Annotated in this window: 23 protein-coding genes and 1 tRNA gene; 6 read left to right on the top strand and 18 right to left on the bottom strand. The window is 69.0% G+C overall.

Going from position 1 to position 23,244, the window contains the following annotated elements:
* Positions 1-39 precede the first annotated feature (39 nt).
* Positions 40-1,095 carry an Lrp/AsnC family transcriptional regulator gene (locus tag NQU54_RS17625; RefSeq protein ID WP_257631902.1) on the bottom strand — a complete coding sequence of 352 codons (1,056 nt, stop codon included), beginning with the start codon at positions 1,093-1,095 and terminating at the stop codon, positions 40-42.
* 334 nt (positions 1,096-1,429) lie between these two features.
* Here NQU54_RS17625 and NQU54_RS17630 point away from each other — a divergent pair, with 334 nt between their 5' ends.
* Positions 1,430-2,275 (top strand): enoyl-CoA hydratase/isomerase family protein, encoded by an 846-nt coding sequence (locus tag NQU54_RS17630; RefSeq protein ID WP_257631925.1) that lies wholly within the window; start codon positions 1,430-1,432, stop codon positions 2,273-2,275.
* Between the two features lie 348 nt (positions 2,276-2,623).
* Positions 2,624-3,010, top strand: coding sequence for a hypothetical protein (locus NQU54_RS17640; RefSeq protein ID WP_502362203.1), 387 nt, complete (start codon positions 2,624-2,626; stop codon positions 3,008-3,010).
* A gap of 44 nt (positions 3,011-3,054) precedes the next feature.
* Here NQU54_RS17640 and NQU54_RS17645 read toward each other — a convergent pair.
* From NQU54_RS17645 to NQU54_RS17715, 15 genes are all read right to left on the bottom strand, one after another.
* Positions 3,055-3,130 (bottom strand) — tRNA-Arg (locus NQU54_RS17645).
* Positions 3,131-3,366: 236 nt separating this feature from the next.
* On the bottom strand, positions 3,367-4,005 hold the full coding sequence (locus tag NQU54_RS17650) for a hemerythrin domain-containing protein (protein WP_257631904.1): 639 nt from the start codon (positions 4,003-4,005) through the stop codon (positions 3,367-3,369).
* Between the two features lie 127 nt (positions 4,006-4,132).
* Positions 4,133-4,747: an ABC transporter permease gene (locus NQU54_RS17655; protein WP_257631905.1), complete on the bottom strand. Its 615-nt coding sequence runs from the start codon at positions 4,745-4,747 to the stop codon at positions 4,133-4,135.
* A 176-nt stretch (positions 4,748-4,923) separates the two neighbouring features.
* Positions 4,924-5,970, bottom strand: a complete 1,047-nt coding sequence (locus NQU54_RS17660) for a medium chain dehydrogenase/reductase family protein (RefSeq protein WP_257631906.1) — start codon at positions 5,968-5,970, stop codon at positions 4,924-4,926.
* 230 nt (positions 5,971-6,200) lie between these two features.
* A complete protein-coding gene (locus NQU54_RS17665; protein ID WP_099014649.1) occupies positions 6,201-6,860 on the bottom strand; it encodes a TetR/AcrR family transcriptional regulator in 660 nt (219 codons plus the stop codon).
* Between the two features lie 23 nt (positions 6,861-6,883).
* Positions 6,884-8,686, bottom strand: coding sequence for an IucA/IucC family protein (locus NQU54_RS17670; RefSeq protein ID WP_257631907.1), 1,803 nt, complete (start codon positions 8,684-8,686; stop codon positions 6,884-6,886).
* Positions 8,683-9,291 carry a GNAT family N-acetyltransferase gene (locus NQU54_RS17675; RefSeq protein ID WP_257631908.1) on the bottom strand — a complete coding sequence of 203 codons (609 nt, stop codon included), beginning with the start codon at positions 9,289-9,291 and terminating at the stop codon, positions 8,683-8,685. Before NQU54_RS17675 ends, NQU54_RS17670 begins: the two co-directional genes overlap by 4 nt.
* Positions 9,288-10,595 (bottom strand): lysine N(6)-hydroxylase/L-ornithine N(5)-oxygenase family protein, encoded by a 1,308-nt coding sequence (locus NQU54_RS17680; protein ID WP_257631909.1) that lies wholly within the window; start codon positions 10,593-10,595, stop codon positions 9,288-9,290. The genes NQU54_RS17675 and NQU54_RS17680 overlap by 4 nt, the downstream gene beginning before the upstream one ends.
* 26 nt (positions 10,596-10,621) lie before the next feature.
* The gene (locus NQU54_RS17685; RefSeq protein WP_308408493.1) at positions 10,622-12,208 is read right to left on the bottom strand and encodes a pyridoxal phosphate-dependent decarboxylase family protein; all 1,587 of its coding nucleotides are present in this window, start codon (positions 12,206-12,208) and stop codon (positions 10,622-10,624) included.
* A 413-nt stretch (positions 12,209-12,621) separates the two neighbouring features.
* Positions 12,622-13,509 (bottom strand): siderophore-interacting protein, encoded by an 888-nt coding sequence (locus tag NQU54_RS17690; RefSeq protein WP_257631910.1) that lies wholly within the window; start codon positions 13,507-13,509, stop codon positions 12,622-12,624.
* A 62-nt stretch (positions 13,510-13,571) separates the two neighbouring features.
* Complete coding sequence (locus tag NQU54_RS17695) at positions 13,572-14,597, bottom strand: ABC transporter substrate-binding protein (RefSeq protein WP_257631911.1); 1,026 nt, start codon at positions 14,595-14,597, stop codon at positions 13,572-13,574.
* Positions 14,598-14,866: 269 nt separating this feature from the next.
* Positions 14,867-15,130 (bottom strand): hypothetical protein, encoded by a 264-nt coding sequence (locus tag NQU54_RS17700; RefSeq protein ID WP_257631927.1) that lies wholly within the window; start codon positions 15,128-15,130, stop codon positions 14,867-14,869.
* The gene (locus NQU54_RS17705) at positions 15,127-16,188 is read right to left on the bottom strand and encodes a Rieske 2Fe-2S domain-containing protein (protein ID WP_099017055.1); all 1,062 of its coding nucleotides are present in this window, start codon (positions 16,186-16,188) and stop codon (positions 15,127-15,129) included. The genes NQU54_RS17700 and NQU54_RS17705 overlap by 4 nt, the downstream gene beginning before the upstream one ends.
* A gap of 116 nt (positions 16,189-16,304) precedes the next feature.
* Positions 16,305-16,583 (bottom strand): DUF4190 domain-containing protein, encoded by a 279-nt coding sequence (locus tag NQU54_RS17710; RefSeq protein ID WP_257631912.1) that lies wholly within the window; start codon positions 16,581-16,583, stop codon positions 16,305-16,307.
* A 5-nt stretch (positions 16,584-16,588) separates the two neighbouring features.
* Entirely contained in the window at positions 16,589-16,852 is a 264-nt protein-coding gene (locus tag NQU54_RS17715; RefSeq protein WP_257631928.1) for a hypothetical protein, read from the bottom strand.
* A 71-nt stretch (positions 16,853-16,923) separates the two neighbouring features.
* Between NQU54_RS17715 and NQU54_RS17720 the strand changes: the two genes are divergently transcribed.
* A complete protein-coding gene (locus NQU54_RS17720) occupies positions 16,924-17,685 on the top strand; it encodes a TetR family transcriptional regulator (protein ID WP_257631913.1) in 762 nt (253 codons plus the stop codon).
* Here NQU54_RS17720 and NQU54_RS17725 read toward each other — a convergent pair.
* On the bottom strand, positions 17,651-18,982 hold the full coding sequence (locus tag NQU54_RS17725) for a M6 family metalloprotease domain-containing protein (protein ID WP_257631914.1): 1,332 nt from the start codon (positions 18,980-18,982) through the stop codon (positions 17,651-17,653). The genes NQU54_RS17720 and NQU54_RS17725 overlap by 35 nt on opposite strands.
* 300 nt (positions 18,983-19,282) lie before the next feature.
* Here NQU54_RS17725 and NQU54_RS17730 point away from each other — a divergent pair, with 300 nt between their 5' ends.
* Both NQU54_RS17730 and NQU54_RS17735 read left to right on the top strand, forming a co-directional pair.
* Positions 19,283-19,933 carry a TetR/AcrR family transcriptional regulator gene (locus tag NQU54_RS17730; RefSeq protein ID WP_257631915.1) on the top strand — a complete coding sequence of 217 codons (651 nt, stop codon included), beginning with the start codon at positions 19,283-19,285 and terminating at the stop codon, positions 19,931-19,933.
* A 182-nt stretch (positions 19,934-20,115) separates the two neighbouring features.
* A complete protein-coding gene (locus NQU54_RS17735; protein WP_257631916.1) occupies positions 20,116-21,624 on the top strand; it encodes an MFS transporter in 1,509 nt (502 codons plus the stop codon).
* A gap of 163 nt (positions 21,625-21,787) precedes the next feature.
* On the opposite strand, the gene NQU54_RS17740 is transcribed toward NQU54_RS17735, so the two are convergent.
* Entirely contained in the window at positions 21,788-22,288 is a 501-nt protein-coding gene (locus NQU54_RS17740) for a MarR family winged helix-turn-helix transcriptional regulator (protein ID WP_069865586.1), read from the bottom strand.
* A 132-nt stretch (positions 22,289-22,420) separates the two neighbouring features.
* On the opposite strand from NQU54_RS17740, the gene NQU54_RS17745 reads away from it, so the two are divergent.
* Positions 22,421-23,203: a dioxygenase family protein gene (locus NQU54_RS17745; RefSeq protein WP_257631917.1), complete on the top strand. Its 783-nt coding sequence runs from the start codon at positions 22,421-22,423 to the stop codon at positions 23,201-23,203.
* Positions 23,204-23,244 lie beyond the last annotated feature (41 nt).

The following is a 23,244-nucleotide window of genomic DNA, read 5'->3' on the forward strand; positions in this document are numbered from 1 at the left end:
TAGTCCGCGCGTGTAATGGTCCCGGCCTGTTGCAGGATTTCACTCGAAAGACGGGCTTGGCTGAGGCATATTGGTCAGCAGAGGGCTGAATTCGCCAGTGGCGTGCCCATGGGCATTGAGGCGGTGTCCTTCCTTCTTGACCGTGCGCAGCACGACGGAACGGTCGGCGATGCTGACGCCGGGAAGTTTCTCCTCGAGGACGGCCTCGAGCCGCTGCACGCCGGCCAGCGTCGGCAACCACACGGCGAGGATGAGGTTGTACTGTCCGACAGTTGAAACCGCGAGGCGGATCTCGCCGATACGTGTGAGCACCGACCCGACGCGCTGCACGAGCGCGGCAGGGACACGGAGGAAGTACCACGCATGAACCGGCCGGCCTGATTGCGCTTTTGCCATATCCAGGCGGGTGTCCAACCGCCCTTGTGCAGTCATGGCCGCAACCGCATCCCGTACCCGACGTTGGCCCACGCCGATGGTCCTCGCCAGGAAAGCCACTGTCGCCCTGCCATCCGCACCCAGGAGGCGAAGGAGTTGGTCCTCCAGCTGAGAGTCGACGCGGCCCCTCGGGGATCGCGAGACCTCGATGCTCCGCTCTACCGCAGCGATCTCCTCGGCTGACAGGGAGCGAAGACGCCACTGACCTCCGTGCACGAAGGGTGACGTGAACAAGTGGGCCCGGGTCGCCCGAATCCCGTCAAGTTTCGGTACCCGCATCATCAAATACTCCGTGAGGGCATCCATGCTGGATGTGGCCACCAGCACGAGCATCTCGCGTCCCCCGGCCGTGAGGTCCACCGTGAACGCTTCACTGTCCGCCGAGATCTCCTGTGCGAGACCGAGCGTGGCGGCAGGGTGGGCTTCGATTTCCAGTATGGCCGACGGCCCTCTCAGCTCCGGGCCGGGATGTCCGGACACCCATGCGATGCCAGCCTCGACGATGCGTTCCCAGCGCCGGGCGAGGGTGACCGCGTCGACCCCGATAATCGGCGCCAGCGCAGCCCAGCGTGCTCGCGGGTTGATCTGGAGGGCATGGATGAGCCGCCGATCGAGCTCATCGAGGTCGTAGTCCTGCCGACTCTCGTCCAAATGACTCATAAGACGTGACTCTATGTTACGGGAAAAGGTTGATGTTTCGGTGGGCATGCGGTTGTTCAAGTGCGGTGTGCCGATCCATCCCGACGTGGCTCCGTGCGGAGATTCCAGACTCCGCAACTCGCGATGCCCTTTGAGTTCCGGCGTGGAGCTCGTGACGCCGGCCGAATTGCGGCAGAAGGGCGCGCCTGTCTGCCGTCAAACTTCATCGCGGTCGGGTTCTGGGGATTTTTCCTGCGTTGCCGGTCATGCCGCTTCCTCGCGGAGTAATGATCTTCGCATTAGTGCGAGAGCGTCGCTATCCCGGCGCTGACGAAGGAGGACGACCTTGGCGACCATGTCAGACCCCCGGTGGGAAGGCCACGTTCCACCGACCGCATTTGAGGAGTACTCAGAGAAGTACGCCGGCTTCTTCAAGATGCGCAGGGAGAACGGGATCATCGAGCTTCGGCTCCACACTGATGGCGGTCCGTACATCCACAACTGGGCCGCCCACAACGCGTGGAACCGGGTGTGGCAGGACGTGGGCAACGACCCCGACAACCATGTCCTCATCCTGACCGGCACCGGCGAGACCTGGTTCCGAGGCGACCCCGAGGAGACGTGGCCGCGGCCCATCGTCGACGAGGAGCCCGACTACATCTTTCAGCAGACCATCGATGCGTGGAAGCTGATCGAGAACTTCGTCAACAACCTCGACATCCCGACGATCGCGGCGGTAAACGGTCCCGGGATCCACACCGAGTTCGCGCTACTCTGCGACATCACTTTGGCCGCGGAAGACGCAGACTTCATGGACCCGCACTTCATGGCGGGCACCGCGCCGGGAGACGGACTCTCGCTCGCCCTACAGCACCTGATGGGCACGAAGCGGGCGGCCTACGACATCTACAGTGGCCGCTCCATCCCCGCGCGGAAAGCACTCGACTACGGGCTCGTCAGCGACGTACTTCCGCGTGAGGAGCTCCTGCCGAAGGCGTGGGCGATCGCAGGCGACATCATGAAGCGCCCGCGGTTCGCTCGCTGGGCAACCCACAACATCGTGTCTCGCCCCTGGCGCAAGCTCGTTGCCGAAGACTTCGGTTTCCACTTCTCGCAGCAGATGCTTGCCACCGTCGCTGCCAAGCGACGGGTTCCCGACCCCGACCTGGTCGTCGAGGCGCGCTCACGCAAAGCGTGGTGAGAACCTGAGGGACGAGGCGGGTTGTCGGCCGCCGTCACGGACGGCGGCCGACACCTGTCTACTGATCTCCTCGGGGTGTTGTCGGATGGCGAGTCGGTTTCAGGCGAGCGCCGGTGAAAGAGCTGTCGATCAGGGCGACGACTGTTCGCGCGCCTGGACGAGGCCGTCACGACCCGGAATGCCCAGCCGGCCCGAAAACTGCTGGCCCGCGCCAACGCGACCGCCGCGCACGACCGCACCGAGGACGAGGACCGGATCGCGGGCGCCGCCGCCGACTTCGCGGTCGCGCAGACCCGTGGCGGGCGGGCCAGGGACTCGTGCAGCATCGCCAAGACGACATCCGTGTGCGTGAGCCCCACCATCGCCGCCCCTACCGCGAAGTTGCTGTCACGGGACATACCCGGCGTGCTGTTGACTTCCAGCACGTACGGCTTGCCGTCCTCGGTGAGGATCAAGTCGGTGATCACCATCACGGCCGACACGTATACGACCCTGCCTCCCGAGGCGGATCTGGCGATCGCCGAGGCCGCTGCCCGGTTCGTGCCGCGCGTACGTGCCGCCTCCGAGGACACCGTTTCCGGCGTGGAGCCGGAGCCGGACGGTACGGAGAGGTCTGGCCCGGAGGTCGTGCCGGATGATGCTGATCCTTGGGGAGTTATTCGGGAGATCAACTCCCCGTGCGTTCAGGCATCGCTCACGCGAACGGCCCCGGACGTGGAGTCCGAGGCCGAATAGGGCGCCTCGCTGGGGGAGAAACCCCAGGTCAGCGGCGTAATGCGTGGTGCCCCCGGCAGGATTCGAACCTGCGACACCCGCTTTAGGAGAGCGGTGCTCTATCCCCTGAGCTACGGAGGCGGGGGACTGGGTTGGGAGTGTGGTGGGAAGCTCGGCGGTGAATGGTGATCATCGGCCGGGCTCCGCACGGATCCGTCCGGTCCCTGGTGGTCGCTGGTGTGGCGGCCAGAGGTCAGCCTACCGGGTTCGGGATCCGGGTGTGGAACCGGTTGCCGGCGTTGTGCTGTCGTGGTGGGCGGCGGGCGTCTGTATCCGGGTGGCGCCGGGGGTCTGTGTGCGGGGGTGCCGGGGCGGGGTCATGGGCCTCCGGTTCGGAGGGCTTGCAGGTCGGCGGCGGCTTGGGTGCGGATGGCGGGTAGCCGGGCCTTCACCGGGGGTGGCATGTTCGCGAAGATCGAGCGCAGCTCGGCCGGTGCGGCCACCTCGTCGAGGAGTCCGATCATCAGGTGCCCGGCCGCCGGAGGGGTCGTGGCGATGACTCGTCGGGAGAGCTTCTTCCACTGCCACGGTGTGATGTGCTCCCGCAAGGCGGGGAACAGGACCGGCTCTTCGTGGGTCAGATGGTCATGCACGCTGTCGCGTACGGCTACGGCTGCCTCGTGTAGCGCCTGGCGGTGGCCTTGGCTGTCAAGGTCGATGTTGGCGAGGCGGGTGAGTGCGATGTCCAGGTGTTTGTGTTGTTCGGTCAAGTCGTCGAGTGCGGGCTTCGCCTCCGGTGCCGCTGCCGCGATATGCGGCCACAGCCATTCGTCCTGGGCGTCGTGGTGGTGACGCAGGTTCACCACGAGGAAGTCCCGCAATCGCGCGAGCGCTTGGTGAGGTACGGAGGGTCGGGGGCTGGCGTCGACGAGCAGGCTGGTGGCGAGTCTGTGTGCCTCGTGGGTGAGGCGCGTTTCCACGGTGGCCGGTGAGTCGTGCTCGGCGTTCATGTTCATCGGCCGGGGTCAGACCGCGCTGCTGCCGGTGTGGGAGGCCAGGCCGGACACCAGCTTCGCGAGCTCGGGGTCGGCCTCGTAGTTTCGCTTGATCATGGATTCTCCTGTGGTGGGTGAAGGCGAGTGGTCAGCGGGTGGCGTGGCGGCGGCGTTCGAGCACCGTGGCGATGGCGTACGCGCCGCCGCCGGCGATGGTGAGGACCCAGTAGAGGCCCGGGGTGCCGAGGAAGAGCGCGGCGGCGGAGGTCAGGGCGAGCCAGACGCCGAGGGTGTAGTGGAGCAGGTTGCGGCGTACGGCGCCTTCGGCGAGGTAGAGCAGGCCGACGACGATGCCGGAGCCGGTGGGCCAGAGCATGTCTTGCAGATCAGGTGTGTCGACGGCGGAGGCCAGGCCGGTGATCGCGAGGAACAGGGCGGTGAAGCCGGCGAGCCAGGACGCGCCGAGCAGCTTTCCGGACAGGACGTCCGGGCCGGTGGCGCCGCGCTGGGCGCGTAGGGCGGCGAGGGTGGCCTGGACGGTGCCGACCGCCAATCCGGCGCCGAGGAGCGCCATGGGCAGCCAGCCGGGCAGGTCGAGGAGGGGGCTGGTGCCCTTGGAGAGCGCGGCGGAGCCGTGGCCGAAGAGGTAGGCGAGCCCGAAGCTGACGTAGACCGCGCTGTTGTCGACGTCGCCCGGTGAGCGCGTCACAGCGGTGGTGGTGGCGGGGACGGTGGCCTGGGCGACGGCGGTGGCGAGGGGCATGACGGGACCTCCGGAGTGATGGGGTGGGTGGGGTGTGGGTGGTGCGGAGTGTTGGGGCCGTGAACGGGCTGGGGAAGCGGCGTTGGGTCGTTGAACCACCGCGCGCCGTACGAAGGTTCGGGTGGCCGGGACGAAGCGTTGCTCGGCCGTTCGGTTGCGAAGTGCCCCGCGGGCCTTCACGCGTCCGGAATGATGACGACCTTGCCCAGGACGGTGCGGGACTCGGCGAGTTCCAGTGCCGAGGCGGTGTCGGACAGCGGGATCTCGGCGGCGATCCGCGGGGTGAGGACGCCGTCGGCCACCAGGCGCAGCACCTGGGTGAGGTCCTCGGTCAGCCGGCGCTGCCACTGCGTCCGGCAGCGGCTGCCCGCCCAGAAGTTGTAGAAGTGCGCGCTCTTGCCGTTGGGCAGCGAGTTCCATGCGGCGAGTTGCCCGAAGAGCTTCAGCACGGGCAGTTGTGAGCTGCCCTCTTCGTTCTTCGTCGCCGCGGTGCCGTACGAGACGAGGGTTCCGCCCCGGCGCAACAGGCGCCAGGACTCCGCCACCGCGGGGCCGCCGACGTGGTCGAAGACCGCGTCCACGCCGTCCGGGGCGATCTCCCGGATGCGGTCGTACATGTCCGGGTCGCGGTAGTCGACCGGGGTCGCGCCCAGTTCGCGCACGCTGTCGTGGTGCCGCGCAGAAGCCGTGCCGATCACCGTGATCCCGGCGTGCCGGGCCAGCTGGACGAGGATGGAGCCGACGCCGCCGTTGGCGCCCAGTACCACGACGGTCCCGCCCGAGCGCACCTTGGCCGTCCGGTGCAGCATCTGCCAGGCGGTGATCCCGTTGACGACCACGGTCTCCACGGTGGCCGCGTCCATGTCGTCGTCCGGCACCGGCATCAGATCCGCGGCGTCGATGAGCAGATGGCTGGCCCATGCGCCGACCTTGGTGACCGCGGCGAACCGGCGTCCGGTCATCCCGGCGTCCACGTCCGGTCCCGTCGCGGTGACGGTGCCCACGACGTCGTATCCGGGGACGAAGGGGAACGGCGGCTGGTTGTAGTACTTGCCGAGGCGCATCTGCTGTTCGGCGAAGCAGACCCCGGTGGCGTCCATCCGCAGGAGGACCTGGCCCGCGCCGGGGGCGGGGAGGTCGCGGGTCCGGGTCTCCAGGCCACTCGGCTCGACCCTGCCGGGCAGGACGATCTCGGTGGCGAGGGTGGTGACCGACGTGCTCATGGAGGGCTCCTTGAAGCCTCGGCTGTGTGCTTACGGGTGTAAGGCTACGCAGGTAAGTCGAGGCGAAGCAAGGGGTTACGGCAATAAACTTATGGCTGTAAGGTTACGCAGCGAAAGGCGCCCTTCGTTTCGGCGCGGCCGTGGCTGCCGTGCCGGGACGAAGGGCGCCTTCGGTGTTCCTCGAGGCCGGCCCTGGGACGTTGTCGCATTGCCTCGGGGCGGCGATGTGGTCAGGTCTCCTTGAGGCAGGCCAGTCTGGTGATCATGGCCTCGGTGATGCTCTCCTCCGGCCAGGGGAACGTGCGGCTTACGGCGCGCTGGTGCGCGAGGCCGTGCAGGCCGAGCCAGAGTGTGATCGCGTCCTGCGGTGGGTCGGTGACCGCGGACTGGCCCGCGGCGGCGCACTTCGCGAGAGCGTCGACGAGCACCTGGATGGCCGTCGAGCCGAGGCTGGTGAGGTCCTCCTCGGTCAGGGAGTTGTCGCCCAGGGTCGGCATCCAGAGGCCGCCGAACATCGTGCGGTAGCGCTCCGGGTGGTTCTTGGCGTAGGCGAGGTAGGCCCGGCAGAGGGCGTACAGCCCTTCCCGTGGGTCGTCGCCGGCCGCCCGCACCTCGGAGTGCAGATGGGTTGCCAGTTCGGTGAACTCCCGCTGTACGACGGCCAGCATGATGGACGGCTGGTCGGGGAAGTGCGGGTAGATCGACGGGGCGGCGATGCCGACCTTGCGGGCGACCGACCGCAAGGTGATGGCGCGTTCGTCGCCGGTCTCGTCGAGGAGTTCCGCGGCCGCGGAGATGATGTCCTCGCGCAGACGGCCACCCTCGCCTCGGCGGTTGCGTACGCGTGCCCGTTTTGGTGCGGCCGGGTCTGCCGCGCTGCTCTCCTTCACTCTGTAACGTTACATCGCGAAGTTTAGTGACGCGATCCCTTGTTTTCCGCTCCGAACTCCGCGATCGGGTTCTTGAGGGTGCCGATGAGCTGGAGCGCGCCCGCGGGGTCCTGGAGGTCGACCATCTCGCGGTTGTCGCGGAGCTGGAGGCGGTTGAGGCAGGAGAGGGCGAAGTCCTCGGCGAACATGTCGTACTGGGCGAATTTGTCCGAGAGGTGAGGAACGGCCCGCTGGTAGTCCAGGACGCAGTCGGCGACCGTCCGCCAGAAGGTGTCCTCCTCCAACAGGCCCTCGCTGACCAGGATGCCGTTGAGGAAGCGCAGGAAGCAGTCGAAGACGTCGGTGAAGATCGAGAGCAGCTTCTTGTCCTCGGGGACGTCCACGCGGATGCGTTCCACCGTCGGCGGGAGGACCGCCGTGGGGTCCATGACGGCGATCTCCTCGGCGATGTCCTTGAAGATCACGCGCTGGACGGCGCCGTCCTCGATCACCAGGATGACGTTCTCGCCGTGCGGCATGAAGACCAGGTCGTAGGCGTAGAAGCTGTGCAGCACCGGGGTGAGGTAGGCGTCCAGGTAGCGGCGCAGCCAGGTCGCGGGGGTGAGGCCGGATTCCTCGACGAGGGCGCTGACGAAGGAGACGCCGTCGGGGTCGGTGTGGAGGAGGGACGCCATGGTGGCCAGGCGCTGGCCGGGCTCCAGGGACGGTACGGGGCTCTCGCGCCACAGCGCGGCGAGCATTTTGCGGTACGGGGAGCCCTTCGCGGTGGCGGCCTCGTACTGGCGGTGGTGGTAGCCGATGGCGGCCCGCTCCCGGATGATCGAGAAGCGGGCGGCGCGGAAGATCTCGTCGGCGGAGATCAGGGCGGCCAGCCAGTCGTTGATGGCCGGGGTCGCCTCCATATAGGCGGCGGACAGGCCCCGCATGAAGCCCATGTTGAGGACCGACAGCGCGGTTTTCACATAGTGCTTGGACGGGTCGGTGGTGTTGAAGAAGGTGCGGATCGACTGCTGGGCGAGGTACTCGTCGTCGCCGGGGCCGAGGCACACCAGATGCTGTCGGGCGACCTCGGCGGCGAAGCTGATCGACAGCTTGTTCCACCACTGCCAGGGGTGCACCGGCAGCAGGTGGTAGTCGGCGGGGTCCAGACCGAGGTCGTTGAGGGTCCCCGCGAAGCGGGCCCGGGTCGGCTCGCTCAGTTCGGAGTGGATCAGGGTGTCGTAGTCGATGTCCGCGGAGGCGGTGAAGGTGGAGCGGTCGCGGCGGGCGGCGAGCCAGATCAGCTGGACGGGGCTCGCGGTCTCGGGGGCGTACGAGAGGTATTCGTGGATGCCGAAGCCGAGGCGGCCGTTGTTGGCGACGAAGCAGGGGTGGCCCTCGGTCATCCCCGTTTCGATCTCCTGGAAGCCGGATTTGGCCAGCTGGGCGGCGCCCACCGGTTCGGCGGCCAGTTTGAAGGCCGTACCGGAGAGGGTGGAGCTGATCTCCTCGAGGTAGACGGGGAGGACGTCCGCGCTCAGGCCGAGCCGTCCGCGCAGCTCGATGAAGAAGTCGAGGGCGTCGAGGGGGAGTTCGGCGCCGGTGCGGTCGTGGCGGGTGATGCTGTCGGCCTCGACCAGCCAGTGGTCGAGGGAGAGCATCCGGGCGGCGAACCGGTAGGTCACCGCCTCGTCGTCGCTGGTCACGGCGTAGCGGCCATCGGGGCCCGGCTCGGGGGCGAGCAGGCGTTCATGTGTGAACTCGGCGAGGGCCTTGCGGATGAGGAGGCGGCCCGCCCGGTCCCACAGTTCGGGGGTGAGGTGGGCGACGGCGTCGCGGGGGCTCATCGGGTCACTCCTTGGGCGGCGCGGGCGGCGCGGGCGGCGAGGGTGGTGCGGGCGGCCTGGAACCGCTCGCGGGTGCAGATGCTGAGGTAGGCGTCCTTCTCGGGTTTGGCGATCTGCTCGACGATCTCGAAGCCGACGGCCGCGTTGAGCGCGTGCACTCCCGCATTGCACACATCGGGCTCGACGACCACGCGCCGTACGGCCGGATCGGCGAAGCAGAACTCCATGACGGTGGTGAGCACGGCCAGGGTGAAGCCGTGCACCGGGGTGTCGGTCGGCGCGCAGAGGAAGTGCATGCCGACGTCGCCGGGCCGGGCCGGGTAGAGACCGGCGAGTTCCACCACCGCCGGGTCGTAGCGCTCGGCGAGGAACGCCGGGCGTCCCTCGTGCAGGCCGATGAACGCCTCATGGTGCGTATGTTCGTGGATCCTGCGGTACTCGGCGGCGACCTCCGCCTCGTCCGCTCCCTGCATCATCCAGAAGGACGCCTTGGGGTGGGTCACCCAGCCGTACAGCAGCGCGGCGTCGGCCGCCGGGTCCAGGGCGCGCAGGGCGAAGGTCCCCAGGCGCGCGTCCGTGTGCTCGAAAACCGGCGAAGGCGTCATGACACGGCTCCTTCCGGCGCGCCGAACTCCTGGAAGGCGATGGACTTCTCCACCGGATAGTGCTCGCGGCCCAGCAGCTCACGGATGATCCACGAGTTGCGGTACGGGCCCATGCCCAGGTCCGGGGAGGTCAGGCTGTGGGCGTGGGTGGCGCCGTTCTGGAGGAAGATGCCGCGTCCGGTGGTGTCGACGCTGTAGTTGCGGGCCACGTCGAAGCGGCCGTGGCGGTCCCAGCGGATGCGGTCGCGTACGGGGTCCAGGAAGGCGGGCACCTGGTAGCGGTAGCCGGTGGCCAGGATGAGCCCATGGGTGGTGAGCGAGAAGTCCCGCTTCTGCTCCTCATGGCGCAGCCCGAGGGTGTAGGTGCCGGACGGCTCGTCGTACGCCGCGTCGGTGAGCGCGGTGTTGGTCAGCAGCCGCGTGGGCACCGGGCCGCTCACGCTCTTCTGGTACAGGAGGTCGAAGATGCCGTTGATGAGCTCGGCGTCGATCCCCTTGAACAGGCCCTTCTGCTCACCCTCCAGCCGGTAGCGGGTGTCCTCGGGGAGCGCGTGGAAGTAGTCCACGTACTCGGGCGAGGTCATCTCCAGGGTGAGCTTGGTGTACTCCAGCGGGAAGAAGCGCGGGGAGCGGGTCACCCAGTTCAGCCGGTAGCCGTGGGTGTCGATGTCGGCGAGCAGATCCTGGTAGATCTCGGCCGCGCTCTGGCCGCTGCCGACGATGGTGATGGACTCCTTCGATTGCAGCGCCCGCTTGTTCGCCAGGTAGTCCGTGTTGTGCAGCAGATCGCCGCCCAGGCCGTGGCACACCTCGGGGAGGTACGGCGGGGTGCCGGTGCCCAGCACCAGACGGCGGGCGCGGTGGGTGGTGGTCTCGCCGGTGGCGGGACGCAGCGCGCGCACCGTGTAGACCCCGTCGGCCTCGTCGTACTCGACGCTCGTCACCTCGTGGCCGAAGCGGATGGACGACAGCTTCGCGGCGGCCCAGCGGCAGTAGTCGCTGTACTCGGCGCGCAGCGGATAGAAGATCTCGCGGATGTAGAAGGAGTACAACCGCCCCGATTCCTTGAGGTAGCCGAGGAAGGAGTACGGGGAGGTGGGGTCGGCCAGCGTCACCAGGTCGGCCAGGAACGGGGTCTGGAGGGTGACGCCGTCCAGCAGCATGCCCGGATGCCAGTCGAAGTCGGGCTTGCGCTCCAGGAACAGTCCGTCGAGTTCGTCGATCGGCTCGGTGAGGCAGGCAAGGCCCAGGTTGTAGGGGCCGAGCCCGACCGCGATGAAGTCAAAGGTGTGCGGGGTGGGCACGTGGATCTCCGGCGGGACGAAGGGACTCAACTGGCGCGCGAGTGGCGGGGGCCGCTGACCTCGGGCTCGATGTGGAGGGCGAGGTACTGACCGGCGTGCTCGGCCAGGAGATCGAGGACGAACGCGATGTCGCTCAGCGAGGTCTCCGGGTTGAGCAGGGTGAACTTGAGGTGGTGCCGGCCGTCGACGACGGTTCCGGCGACGACCGCCGCGCCGGAGGCGGCCAGTGCCTCGCGGGCGTGCAGATTGGCGCGGTCCACCAGGTCCGGGTCGCACGGCCCGTCGGACGGCGGTACGTAGCGGAAGACCAGCGTGGACAGCTGGGGCTCGGTGACGACCTCGTAGCGCGGATCGGTGTCCAGCAGGGCCCATGCCTCGGCGGCCCGTTCCACCACCTCGTCGAAGAGCGCCCCGACCGCGTCCGCGCCCATGATCCGCAGCGTCAGCCACAGCTTGAGCGCGTCGAAGCGGCGGGTGGTCTGGATGGACTTGTCGACCTGGTTGGGGATGAGCTTCCGGGCGCTGCGCTCGGGGTTGAGGTAGTCGGCGTGGTAGGTGGCGTGGCTGAGCGTGGCGCGGTCGCGGACCAGCACGGCGCTGGAGCTGACCGGCTGGAAGAAGGACTTGTGGTAGTCCACGGTGACCGAGTCGGCGCGCTCGATGCCGTCGAGGAGGTGGCGGCGGGTCGGGGAGACCAGCAGTCCGCAGCCGTACGCGGCGTCCACATGCAGCCAGGTGACGTGCCGGGCGCACAGCTCGGCGATCTCGGGCAGCGGGTCGATGGAGCCGAAGTCGGTGGTGCCCGCGGTGGCCACGACGGCCATGACGATCAGGCCCTCGCGGCGGCAGCGGTCCAGCTCATGGGCGAGGGCGACGGTCCGCATCCGGCGGTCCTGGTCGCAGGGGACCGGGATGACGGCCTCGTAGCCGAGCCCCAGGATGGCGGCGGCCTTCTGGATGGAGAAGTGGCTGACCTGGGAGGTGAGAATGCGCAGCCGCGGCAGGATCGCGGATTTGGCGATCGTCCCGCCGGCCGCGGTGGCCTCCTTCTCCACCAGCGTGCACGCCTCGTCGCGGGCCAGCAGCATCGCCTGGAGGTTGGACTGGGTGCCACCGCTGGTGAAGATGCCGTCCGCGGCCTGGCCGAGGCCGATGCGCTCGGCGGTCCAGTCGATCAGCCGGCGCTCGATCAGGGTGCCGCCGGCGCTCTGGTCCCAGGTGTCGAGGGAGGAGTTGACGGCGGAGAGGACGGCCTCGCCCAGCAGTGCGGGGATCACCACGGGGCAGTTGAGGTGTGCGAGGTAGCGCGGGTGGTGGAAGTAGACGGCGTCCTTGAGATAGACGCCCTCCAGCTCCTCGAGCGCGGCGTCCGGGTCGCCGAGCGGCCGCTCCAGGTCGATTCCGGAGATCTCGGGGGCGAGTTCGGCGGGGGTGATACCGGTGAAGGGGCGCTCCGCGCGGGCGACGGTGGAGGCCACCAGGCCGACGCCGTCGGTGACGGAGCGCCGATAGCGTTCCGCGGTACGGCCGTTGAAGAGGTGGGTCCTGCCATCCGCCGCCCCGGGTATCGGCTCCGGCGACGGGTCCTCAGCGGTCTGCGCGAGGAAACTCACGGTCTGTCCCTTCTGGGAATGAGCATGCGGGCGTGCGGATGGCGCGGGCATGCGACTGGTGGGGAGGGCGGACCGCGGCCTGACCGGCCTGGTGGACATGCGGGGGCGCTGGACGCGGCGGCCGGGCGCGTGGGGGCGCGCCGGGCGGACGGCCGCCGGTCGTCCGGCGGTCGGTCCTCGCGGTCCTGGAGGGGATGCGGTTATGGGGATTCGATTGGAGATTCGGTTGGGGATGCGGTTGTGGGATTTCAGTTGTGGGATGCGGCCATGAGGATGCGGCCGATGGAGGGGTGGCCGATGGAGGGGTGGCCAATGGGGATCCGGCCATGAGGAGGCGGCCGTGAGGACCCCTGTTGTGGGGACGTGGCCATGAGGATCCCCGCCGTGAGGAGGCGGTGTGGCGGCGGGGAGGGTCAGTCGTCGGCCGCGGGGCCGGTGCCCGACACGGCCTCCTCGACGAGTTGCTCCTCACAGGCGCCCAGGCGCCAGTAGCCGGTGAAAATCACGGCCTTGCGGTCGAAGCCGCGTTCGCGCACCAGGTGGCGGCGCAGCGCCTTGACGGTTCCGGCCTCGCCCGCGATCCAGGCGTACGGCGTGCCGGGGGGCAGCTCGGCGGCGCCCACGGTGTCCAGCAGCGGGGCGGAGCGCGGGGTGCCGGGGGCCACGCCGTCCCGGACCAGCCAGGTGATCTCGGCTTTCGCCTCGGTGCGCAGCTCCTGGATGTCCTCGGCGTGCTGGACCTCGAGCCACACCTTGGTGGGCAGGTCGGCGGGCAGCCATTCGAGGATGCCCGCGATGGCGGGCAGCGCGGTCTCGTCGCCGGCGATCAGCACCCAGTCGGTGCCGGACGGCGGCCGGAAGTCGACTCCGCCGTTGTCCTCCACGACCGGGCCCAGCAGGGTGACGCGGTCGCCGGCCTCGGCACGCGCGGCCCAGCGGGCGGCCGGGCCGCCGTCGTGGTGCAGCGCGAAGTCCACGTCGATCTCATGGGGGTCACGGCGCTGCCCGCGCACCGTGTACGAGCGCATGATGCCGCGTTCGGCCGGGTCCATCGCCCGCCAGGTGGCGAACCAGCCCTCCCCGGCCTCGACCGGCACCACCGGGGCGGTCTGGCCGGGGTGCGGCAGGAACAGTTTGAAGCGCTGGTCGCGGCCTCCGCTGGTGAAGTCCTTCAGACAGCTGCCGCCGAAGGTGATCCGTGCCATGGACGGTCCCAGCGCGCGGGTCCGTACGACCCGCGCGTCGAAGAAGCGGAACGGAGCGGTGGTGGTGGCGGCGGTGGGGGTGGCTGCGGTGGTCATGGGAGGAGGGTCTTCCCTTCGCTTGCCGTGGGGAGGGCCGGGCCGACCGGTCGGCCGACCGTTCAGCCGACCTTCTTCGCGTCCTGGATGGCCTTGGTGAGGGACTCGACGAGCGGGGCGGCGCCCGCGTACGAGAAGCGCGGCTCACTGCTCCAGGGGGTGATCTGACCGGCCTTGACCGCGGCCAGCTTGGACCAGGTCGGCTTGGCGGTCAGGGCGCTGGGCTGGAGGGTCGCGGTGCGGTTGTCGAGGAAGAGCACATCGGCGTCGTACTTGTCGGCGTTCTCCCAGCTGAGGCTCTCGAAGTAGCCGCCCTTGTCGGTCTTTTCCGGGACGACGAAGTCGACGCCGAGCTCGCTGAAGTAGATCAGGTCGGCACTGATCTTCGGGTTGGAGACATAGAAGAGATCGGCGCTGGCGGAGCAGGCCATGACCTTGATCTTGTGTGACTTGACCGTTTTGCGCAGCGTTTCGGCCGCCTTCTCGAACCGCGCCTTGGCGTCGGTGACCTTCTTGGCCTTCAGATCGGCGCCGAGCGCCTCGGCCAGTGCGGCATAGCGCTTGATGGGCTCGAGCATGGAGATCCGGCCGGTGGTGATGGCGGCGCTGGGGGCCAGCTGGAGGATCTTCTTCTTGCTGTCGTCCGGGACGTAGAAGAGCGCGCCCGGGTCGTACATGTTGGTGATCAGCAGATCGGGGGCGAGCGAGGCGTACTTCTCGACGTTGAACTGCCCCCAGGTGTTGCCCAGGGACATGGCCTGGCCGACGGGGAAGTCGCCCGCCTGGACGTCCGGTTTGCCGTTCTTCAGTGTGGTCGGGCCGAAGACACCGGTGATCTGCTTGTCGATGCCGAAGTCGTAGAGCGCGGCCGCCGCGCCGATGTAGGCGACGATGTGCTGGGGCCGGCTGTCGAGGCGGATCTTCGTCTTGCGGTCATCGGTGAACGACCAGGAGCCGCCGCCGTCGTCGCCACCGGAGCCCGAACCGCCGTTGTCGCCACAGGCGGTGACCAGGGCTCCGAGTCCGACGGCGCCGCCCGCGGCGAGCAGACCGCGGCGGGAGAGGGGGAGTGCTCTGGCCTGGCGCATGAAGGTGCTCTCTCTCGATGCATTACGGGGACGTGGTCGGGACGGCAACCCGAGGACGTAGTTAGGTTAGCCTAACCAACCTGGTTGTCCAGTGGGTGGGGTCGTTCCGAACCTCACATCGAGGGGCACAAAGGGCGGTTCAGGGCGGATTCACAGGTCCAGCACCGGGCACCCGGGCGGAGCCGCCGCGCCCGGCGGGTTCGCGGAGCACCGCGAATCCGCCAGGAGGCGCGGTCGGCGGATCGGGGCACAGCGAGTGCCGCCGGGGTTCACGAAGCGGTCTCCTTCCGGTGGCCGACGGGACGGCGGTCGGCAGGGCGGTGGTCGGCGGGGCGGTGGTCGGCGGGATCGTGTTCGGTGCCGGGCCGATTCCCGCCGGGCCGGTGCCCGTTGGGATGGCCGAGCATCCACTCCCACAGCTCGACCGGGTCCTCGGCGGTGCGCTCGGCCCCGCAGTGGCAGACCCCGTGCAGCACATCGGTGCCGGGCAGCCAGTCGATCCGGTACACCTCGGCCGTGGGCGCGCCGCTCATGGGGAGGCCACCACGGCCGCGGCCCGCTCTCCTTCGGCGGCGAGGCGGGCGAGGATGCGGCGCGCGGCCAGACCGCCGGTGTCGATGTTGATGCTGAGCTCCTGATAGCCCTCGCGCTCGGTGTCCAGGGCCTGCTGAAGCAGGTTCAGCGCCCCCACGTCCTGGAGCACCACGGTCCGGTTGAGGTCGTGGAGGAAGGCGGACACCTCCTCGTCGTCCTGCGCGAAGTCCCGTGAGACGGCCCAGAAGTCGTACACATGGCGGTCGGTGGACGGGGTGATGGCGTAGGTGATCTCCACATGGAAGGCGTCCGGGTCGGAGCCGTCCGGCTCCGGCACCACCCCCACCGGGGCGATCCTGCTGTGCAGCAGATACAGACACGGCGCGTGGTACTCGATGTCCTGCCAGCGGGTGATGCGGCCCTCGATCCCGGTGGAGCGGGCGTAGAAGGGCGGGCACTCGGCGTCGTCCATATGGCGGCTGACGCGTACGACGCCCGCGCCCTCGTCGACCTCCGTGGTGATCGGGGTCTCGGCGACCTCGGGGGTGCCGATGTAGCCGCTGTGCAGATAGGTCTCGTGGGAGAGGTCCAGCAGATTGTCCACGAGCAGGCCGTAGTCGGAGTCGATCGGCTCCATGCCGCCCACCGTCGTCCAGCCAGGATCGGCCAGCCAGGGAGCGCGCGGCACCGCGCCGGGATCGGCGAGCGCCGGGTCCCCGATCCACACCCACACCAGCGAGTCCTGCTCGACGACGGGGTAGGAGCGGACCCGGGCGGTGCGCGGAACGCGCTTCTGGCCCGGTACGAACACACAGGCGCCGCCGGTGTCGTAGGTGAAGCCGTGGTAGCCGCAGACGACGGTGTCGCCGTCGAGACGGCCGGCGGTGAGCGGATAGCGGCGGTGCACACAGCGGTCGGCGAGCGCGATGACCGTGTCGTCGGACTCCGCGCGGTAGAAGGCGATGGGCTCGTCGAGGATGGTGCGCCCCAGCAGCTCCCGGCCGATCTCGCGTCCGTAGGCGGCGACGTACCACTGGTTTCTGGCGAAGGCGGTCATGCGTGCCAGCGTGGTGACGCACATCACGTATGGGCAACGGCCCTTCCACTGAGTGGAAGAGCCGCCTGCTGAGTGGAAGGGCCGCGCGGGAAGGGGCCCGGTGGACTGCCGGCGAATCAGCCGCCGAACTGCCAGAAGACGGAGTGATTCAGCGTCAGCAACACGATGAGCAGGACCACATCGGCGATGCCGAGCGTGATGCCGAGCAGCGCCCGGCCCCTGCGGCGGGTCTCCCGGGTGAGTGCGAGCGTCCCCAGGACGATCGCGCAGGGCCCGAAGACCGCGTTGAAGAGCAGCAGGCCGATCAGGCCGAGCACGAAGGAGGCGACGGCCATGCCGTCGGCGTCCCCACGGGCCCGGAGGGGTGCGGTGCGGGACGGTGCGGTGAGTGCCATGGGTCTCAGCTCCCCTTGTGCCCGGTGCGTTCGCGGATGAAGAAGATGAGCAGCCAGGCGCCGATGGCGCCCGCGGCGGCGAGGAACAGGGGGAGCGGGGTGTGCGCCGCCGCCCCCAGAAGAACCCCCATCAGGGCGAGTGCCGCGACGATGAAGAGCATCTGAGCCTCTTTCGAAGTGACGATCCGGATGCGGTTGGCGTGCGGGTGGACGTTGTCCGGTCGGGCGTGGTTCGCCCGGCGTTGTTCGGTGAACAGTTGGAAGTACAACTGTTCACTGAGTTTCAGAGTACTCCGCCGGGGCCTGGAAAACTTCAGCGAACAGCTGTTTACTGAATGATATGAGTCACAGGTGCGGGGTCCGGCAGGCCCAGAAGGAGAAGACCCGGCGCGCCCTGCTGGACGCGGCGTTGCGGCTGCTGGAGGACCAGAGCCTGAGCAGTCTGGGGCTGCGTGAGGTCACGCGGGCGGTGGGCGTGGCGCCGGCCGCCTTCTACCGGCACTTCCGGGATCTGAGCGATCTCGGCGTCGCGCTGGTCGAGGAGTCCCTGGGCAGTCTGCACCATATGATCGGTGCGATACTCGCCGGTCAGGACGGTGACGCGGAGCGGATCGACGCCACCGTCGCCGCGGTCGCCGAGCATGTGCGCCGCTACCCCGCGCATATCCGCTTCATCGCACGTGAGCGGCATGGCGGGGTGCGTGCCGTACGCGAGGCGATCGCCGCCGAGCTGGACCGATTCGCCGATGAGGTGGCCACCGACTTCTGCCCGCGGCTCTCGGCCGAGGACTGGCCGCCGGAAGACGTCCGGATGCTCGCGGAGCTGTATGTGGACCACATGGTGATGACGGCGACGGCGTTCCTGGAGGCGCAGGCGGAGCACCCCGGGGCCGCGGGTGCTTCGGGTGCCGCTGATGTCGAGGATGCCGTGGGCCCCGCAGGCGCCGTGGGCCCCGCTGGCGCCGTGGGCCCCGCTGGCGCCGTGGGCCCCGCTGGTGCCGAGGGCGCCGCTGGTGCCGAGGACGAGCGGCGGGTCGCCGCCACCGCGCGCAAACAACTGCTGCTGATCAGCCTCGGGCGCCACCACTGGCGCGACGGCTGATCTCCACGCCGTAGTCGCCGTCCGCGTCCCGGCCGGTGACGCGGACGCGTATCCGGGTGCCGTTCGCCTGCGTGCTGAAGCTCTCGCCGGGCGCGTAGGCCGCGTCGCTGAGTCCGGGGTGGACATTGCGCTCCCGGGTGCAGCCGCGGCCATGGGGGGTGGAGTCCACGATGGTGATGGGGCCGCCGCCGGAGTCGACACCGGTGTCCACCCAGGAGATCAGGACACCGGGCTTGCATATGGCCTCGTCGTTGCCGCCGTTCGCGCGCGCCTCGATCGCGTAGCCGGTGGACGGCGAGACGGGGACGAAGACCAGCTTGGTCCCCTCCGGGCGGCTCAGCGGGGACAGGGTGTGCGCGACGATCCCGGAGCGGACGGCGCAGGCGATCTGCCGCGGGTCGAGCCAGCCCAGCTTCCACTTGTGCCAGGCCAGCAGGTCATTGCCGGCGCCCCAGTCCTCGGACATCACATCCCAGTGGCCCGCCTTGTCGCCGCCGAGCCGGGTATAGAGGTCGGGCAGCCCGAAGACATGGCCGTTCTCATGGGGCAGGACGCGGAAGCCGGTGCGGCGCAGCGAGCCGGAGCCGTCGTCCTGGCGGCTGTAGACGAAGGAGACATTGGCCAGCGGAACGCCGTCGGCGGTCGGGGCCTGCTGGTTGTCGGCGTAGGTGACGGACAGCACGGCGCGTGCGGCCGGCGGCCCGGCGTTCGGGGTGACCAGGACGTTCACCAGGTCGTAGCGGCGGAAGTCGACCTTGGGGTCGGCGGCCTTGGCGATGTCGGCGACGAGTTTGCGATAGCCCGGGTCGAAGGGGCTGCCGCGCTTGATGCCATAGGCGCGGAACGAGCGCGGCATCCGCAGCCAGTGGGTGATCGGCATCTCGGGGCGGTAGTCCAGCCGTCCGTACGAGCTCTGCGTGAACCACCGGGTGGTCTGGGGGAAGAACTCCTCGAAGCGCTCGCGGGCGGTGCCCTGGCCGCGGACGTCCGGGAAGTCGATCATGAGGTTGAGGGCGCGTACCGTGCCGGTGCTGTGGCTGTAGCCGCGGCTGGTGGGCAGGCCCTCGGACATCTGGAGCCCCGGGCCGGAGGCGAGGGCGCAGGGTGCGAGCGAGCCGAAGGCCGGCCGTGCCGAAGGCGCCGGGGCCAGCTCGGGGGGTGCGGGGGGCTCGGGACGCGCGGCCGCCCCCGGTGAGACCACCGCCACCGTGAGCACGGCGGCGGCGGCGAATGCGCTGCCTCTGCGGGGCCGGCGTATTCGTATGCGGGGGCGGGTGGTCCCATGCGTCTGCTCCATTGCCGACCACGGTGTGACGGCGTGGGCCGGGGCGCTCGTGAGGTGCCGCCGTCCGGGGGAATGACCTGCTCCGTTCGGGCGGCGGGGGGTGCCGGGCAGGTGTGAGGCAGGTCACCTACGGACGCAGAAATTCCGGGGACTCATTCCCCGTTTAACCCGGTGAACGCATAAACGGGGACTGACTCCCCGGAAGAGTTGGAACTCGAACGTCAAGGCCGAGGGCGGTGTCACAGCCGAGCCGCCGGCCGAGCCACCGGAGAACCGTACGCATGGATGCCGTACGCAGAAGGGAGTGCTGTGATGGCCGCCGACACGATGACCGCGAAGTCCGCACAGCCTCGGCTGCGCGCGGACGCCCTGCGCAATCGGGAGCGTATTGTCGTAGCCGCCCGTGAGGTGATCGTCGAGAGCGGGGCACACATCCCCCTCGATGAAATCGCTCGACGGGCGGGGGTAGGCAATGCCACGATCTATCGGCACTTCACGGACCGCCGTGAGCTGATCCACCATGTGGCGCTCTCGGTGATGTCCCACGTCGCCGATCAGGCCGAAACCGCCCTGGCCGAGGAGGCCGACGCCTTCTCCGCGCTGCGGCGCTTCGTACACGCCGCGGCGGATGAGCGCATCGGTGCGCTGTGCCTGCTGCTCTCCGACGGTCTCGACAAGGAGCATCCTGACCTCATTGCCACCCGTGACCGTCTGTCCGACGGCGTCGAGGCCCTGATGGGGGCCGCGAAAGCCGACGGCCAGTTGCGCACCGACATCGGCGTCGGTGATCTGATGGTCGCGCTCAACCAGCTCACCCGGCCGCTGCCAGGCAGCTTCTGTGTGGACTTCGACGCCTTTGTGCACCGGCATCTGCAACTGTTCCTGGACGGTTTGCGGGCCCCGGCGCGCTCCGAACTACCTGGTAAGTCCGTGACCTTGGAGGATCTGCAACACCGGCCGTGACCGTGACATAAATCGCATCCGGCCGATCCCGGAGCACCGCTTATTCCACGCGCGTTCACAAGTCTTCCGTACATGCGTCGTCGTATCTCGCTACCTCTTATCCAACGGCCTGTGCCGGTCTGACCTTGACCGGCCCCACACGTCCCATTTATCACTCTCCGCACCGCTAGGTAGGACCCTCCATGCCTGAAACGGCTCAATACGTGGATCCCCGGCGCTGGAAAGCGCTGATATTCATCGCCCTCGCCCAGCTGATGGTCGTGCTCGACGCGACCATCGTGAACATCGCGCTGCCCAGCGCCCAGGCCGATCTCGGCATCGCCGACGGCAACCGGCAGTGGGTCATCACGGCCTACGCCCTCGCCTTCGGCGGACTGCTGCTGTTCGGCGGCCGGATCGCCGACCTGTGGGGCCGTAAGCAGACCTTCATCGTCGGCCTGCTCGGCTTCGCTGCCGCCTCGGCCATCGGCGGTGCCGCGCTCAACACCGGCATGCTGCTGGGCGCGCGGGCGCTCCAGGGTGTGTTCGGCGCGCTGCTCGCCCCCTCCGCGCTCTCGCTGCTCGCCGTGATGTTCACCGACCCCAAGGAGCGCGCCAAGGCGTTCGGTGTCTTCGGTGCCATCGCGGGTGGTGGCGGCGCCGTCGGTCTGATCCTCGGCGGTGTCCTCACCGAGTACATGGACTGGCGCTGGACCTTCTTCGTGAACATCCCGTTCGCCATCATCGCCGTGGTCGGTGCGGTCGCCGTGATCCGCGAGCCGGTGGAGAGCCGTAACTCGTCCCGGCTGGACATCCCCGGTGTGATCCTGGCCACCACGGGTCTGGTCGCACTGGTCTACGGCTTCACCCGCGCCGAGTCCGACGGCTGGACCGCGGGCCTGACCGTCGGTCTGTTCATCGCCGCGGCCGTGCTGCTGCTCGCCTTCGTGATCGTCGAGTCGCGGGTGAAGGCGCCGCTGCTGCCGCTGCGCGTGGTCGCCGACCGCAACCGCGGTGGTGTCTACGCCTCGCTGGCACTCGCCATCATCGGCATGTTCGGCCTGTTCCTCTTCCTCACCTACTACATGCAGATCGTCAAGGGGTACAGCCCGGTCAAGACCGGCTTCGCCTTCCTGCCGATGGTCGCGGGCATGATCACCGGCTCGACGCAGATCGGCGCCCGGCTGATGACCCGGGTCCCGGCGCGGCGGCTGATGGGGCCGGGCTTCCTGGTCGCTTCGGTCGGCATGCTGCTGCTGACCCAGATCGACCTGGACACCTCGTACCCGACGCTGATCCTGCCCGGGTTCCTGCTGCTCGGCCTCGGCATGGGCACCGCCTTCATGCCGGCGATGAGCCTGGCCACGCATGGTGTCGAGCCGCGTGACGCGGGTGTCGCCTCGGCGATGGTCAACACCTCGCAGCAGGTGGGCGGCGCCATCGGCACCGCGCTCCTGAACACGATCGCGGCGAGCGCCACCACCGAGTACGCGAAGTCGCATGCGGCCGGGGCCACTTCCCGCAAGGCGCTGGAGCTCCAGTCGATGGTCCACGGCTACACCTCCGCCATCTGGTGGGCGGTCGGCATCCTGGTGCTGGCCGCGGTGATCGCCATCACGCTGGTCAACGCCGGCCAGCCGGAGAATGGCGGCGCGGTCGCGGGCTCCGGGGACGGGGCGGCGGAGGACGCCATTCCGGTGATGGCGCACTGATGCCGATGCGCTGATGCGCTGAGGTGCTGAAGCGCTGAGGTGCTGAAGTATCCGCCGGTCTGTCCGTACGGCGGCGAAGGCCCCGCTCCCTGGAATCCACCGGGGGAGCGGGGCCTTCGTGTGCCGTCTCGGGGTGTCGGTGTCTCGGCGTGGTCTCAGGGTGTCAGCGCAGCCAGGGGAGGTCGGCGCCCTCCGGTTGGAGGCCGTCCGCGATGATCCGGCAGATGTCGCCGAACTGCTCGACCTGCTCGGGGGAGAGCCGGTCGAAGACGGCCAGCCGCACGGCGGAGACATGGCCGGGGGCGGCCTCCCGCAGCACCTCGAATCCCTTGTCGGTGAGGACCGCGTTCTGCCCCCGCTTGTCGTCGGGGCAGTCCTCGCGCCGTACCCAGCCGTCCTTCTCCATACGCGCGATGGCATGGGACAGCCGGGAGCGGGTGATCTTGGCGGACTCGGCCAGTTCGGTCATCCGCATCCGGTGGCGAGGCGCCCACGAGAGCTTCACCAACAGGCCGTAGTAGACGTGGGGCATGCGCGCGTCGCGCTGGAGCTGGCGGTCGAGGTGGTCCTCCAGGAGCATGCTCGCCTGGATATACGCCTGCCAGCTGCGCTGTTCGTCGTCGGTGAGCCAACGCGGTTCGTCGGTATCCGTGAGGGTTTTCATGGCGTCGTCCACGCGTCCATTCTAGATAACACTCTTTGAACATTAAATAAGTGTGCGGTACAGTAAGGACTGCATGCTTGAGACTTCAAGCACCTTGTCGAACCCAGCTCTGTCGACCGCCGAGGAGTCATCATGTCCGCGCTCGACGGGCGCATGCCCGCCCTTTACCTCAGCCATGGTGCTCCGCCGCTCGCCGACGATCCGGTCTGGCCCGGACAGCTCGCCGCCTGGGCCGAGGGGCTGCCCCGGCCCAATGCCATTCTCATGATCTCCGCCCATTGGGAAGAGGCGCCCCTGGCCATCGGGGCCACTCAGCAAGTGCCGCTGGTCTATGACTTCTGGGGTTTTCCCCAGCACTACTACCAGGTGCGGTATGACGCGCCGGGCGCCCCCGAGCTCGCCGAGCGGATCCGTAAGACGCTGCGCACGGCCGGGACCCCGGTCCAGGACATTCCCGACCGGGGGCTGGACCACGGGGCGTATGTCCCTCTGGTCGAGATGTATCCGGAGGCCGACATCCCGGTTCTTCAGGTCTCGATGCCGACCCTCGATCCGCGGAAGCTGATGGAGATCGGCCGAAAGTTGGCGCCGCTGCGGGACGAGGGCGTGCTGATCGTCGGCAGCGGCTTCTTCACCCATAACCTGGCCGCCATGCGGCATACCGGTCCGATGCCGCCCAGTTGGTCGACCGAGTTCGACGACTGGGGGCAGCGGGCCCTGGACGCACAGGACATCGACGCGCTGCTGGACTTCGAGCACACGGCCCCTGCGGGACGGCTCGCCCATCCGCGCACCGAACACTTCGCGCCGCTGTTCGTCACGCTGGGCGCGGCGGAGGCGGAGCTGGGCGGCCAGCGGAGCGTGATCGACGGGTTCTGGATGGGGCTGGCGAAGCGGTCGTTGCAGTTCGGGTGAGGGGGCGCGGCCGGGGGCGCGTGGTGGCGCAGGCCGTACGG

The organism is Streptomyces malaysiensis subsp. samsunensis, from assembly GCF_024519315.1.
GTDB classification, from domain to species: Bacteria; Actinomycetota; Actinomycetes; order Streptomycetales; family Streptomycetaceae; genus Streptomyces; species Streptomyces malaysiensis.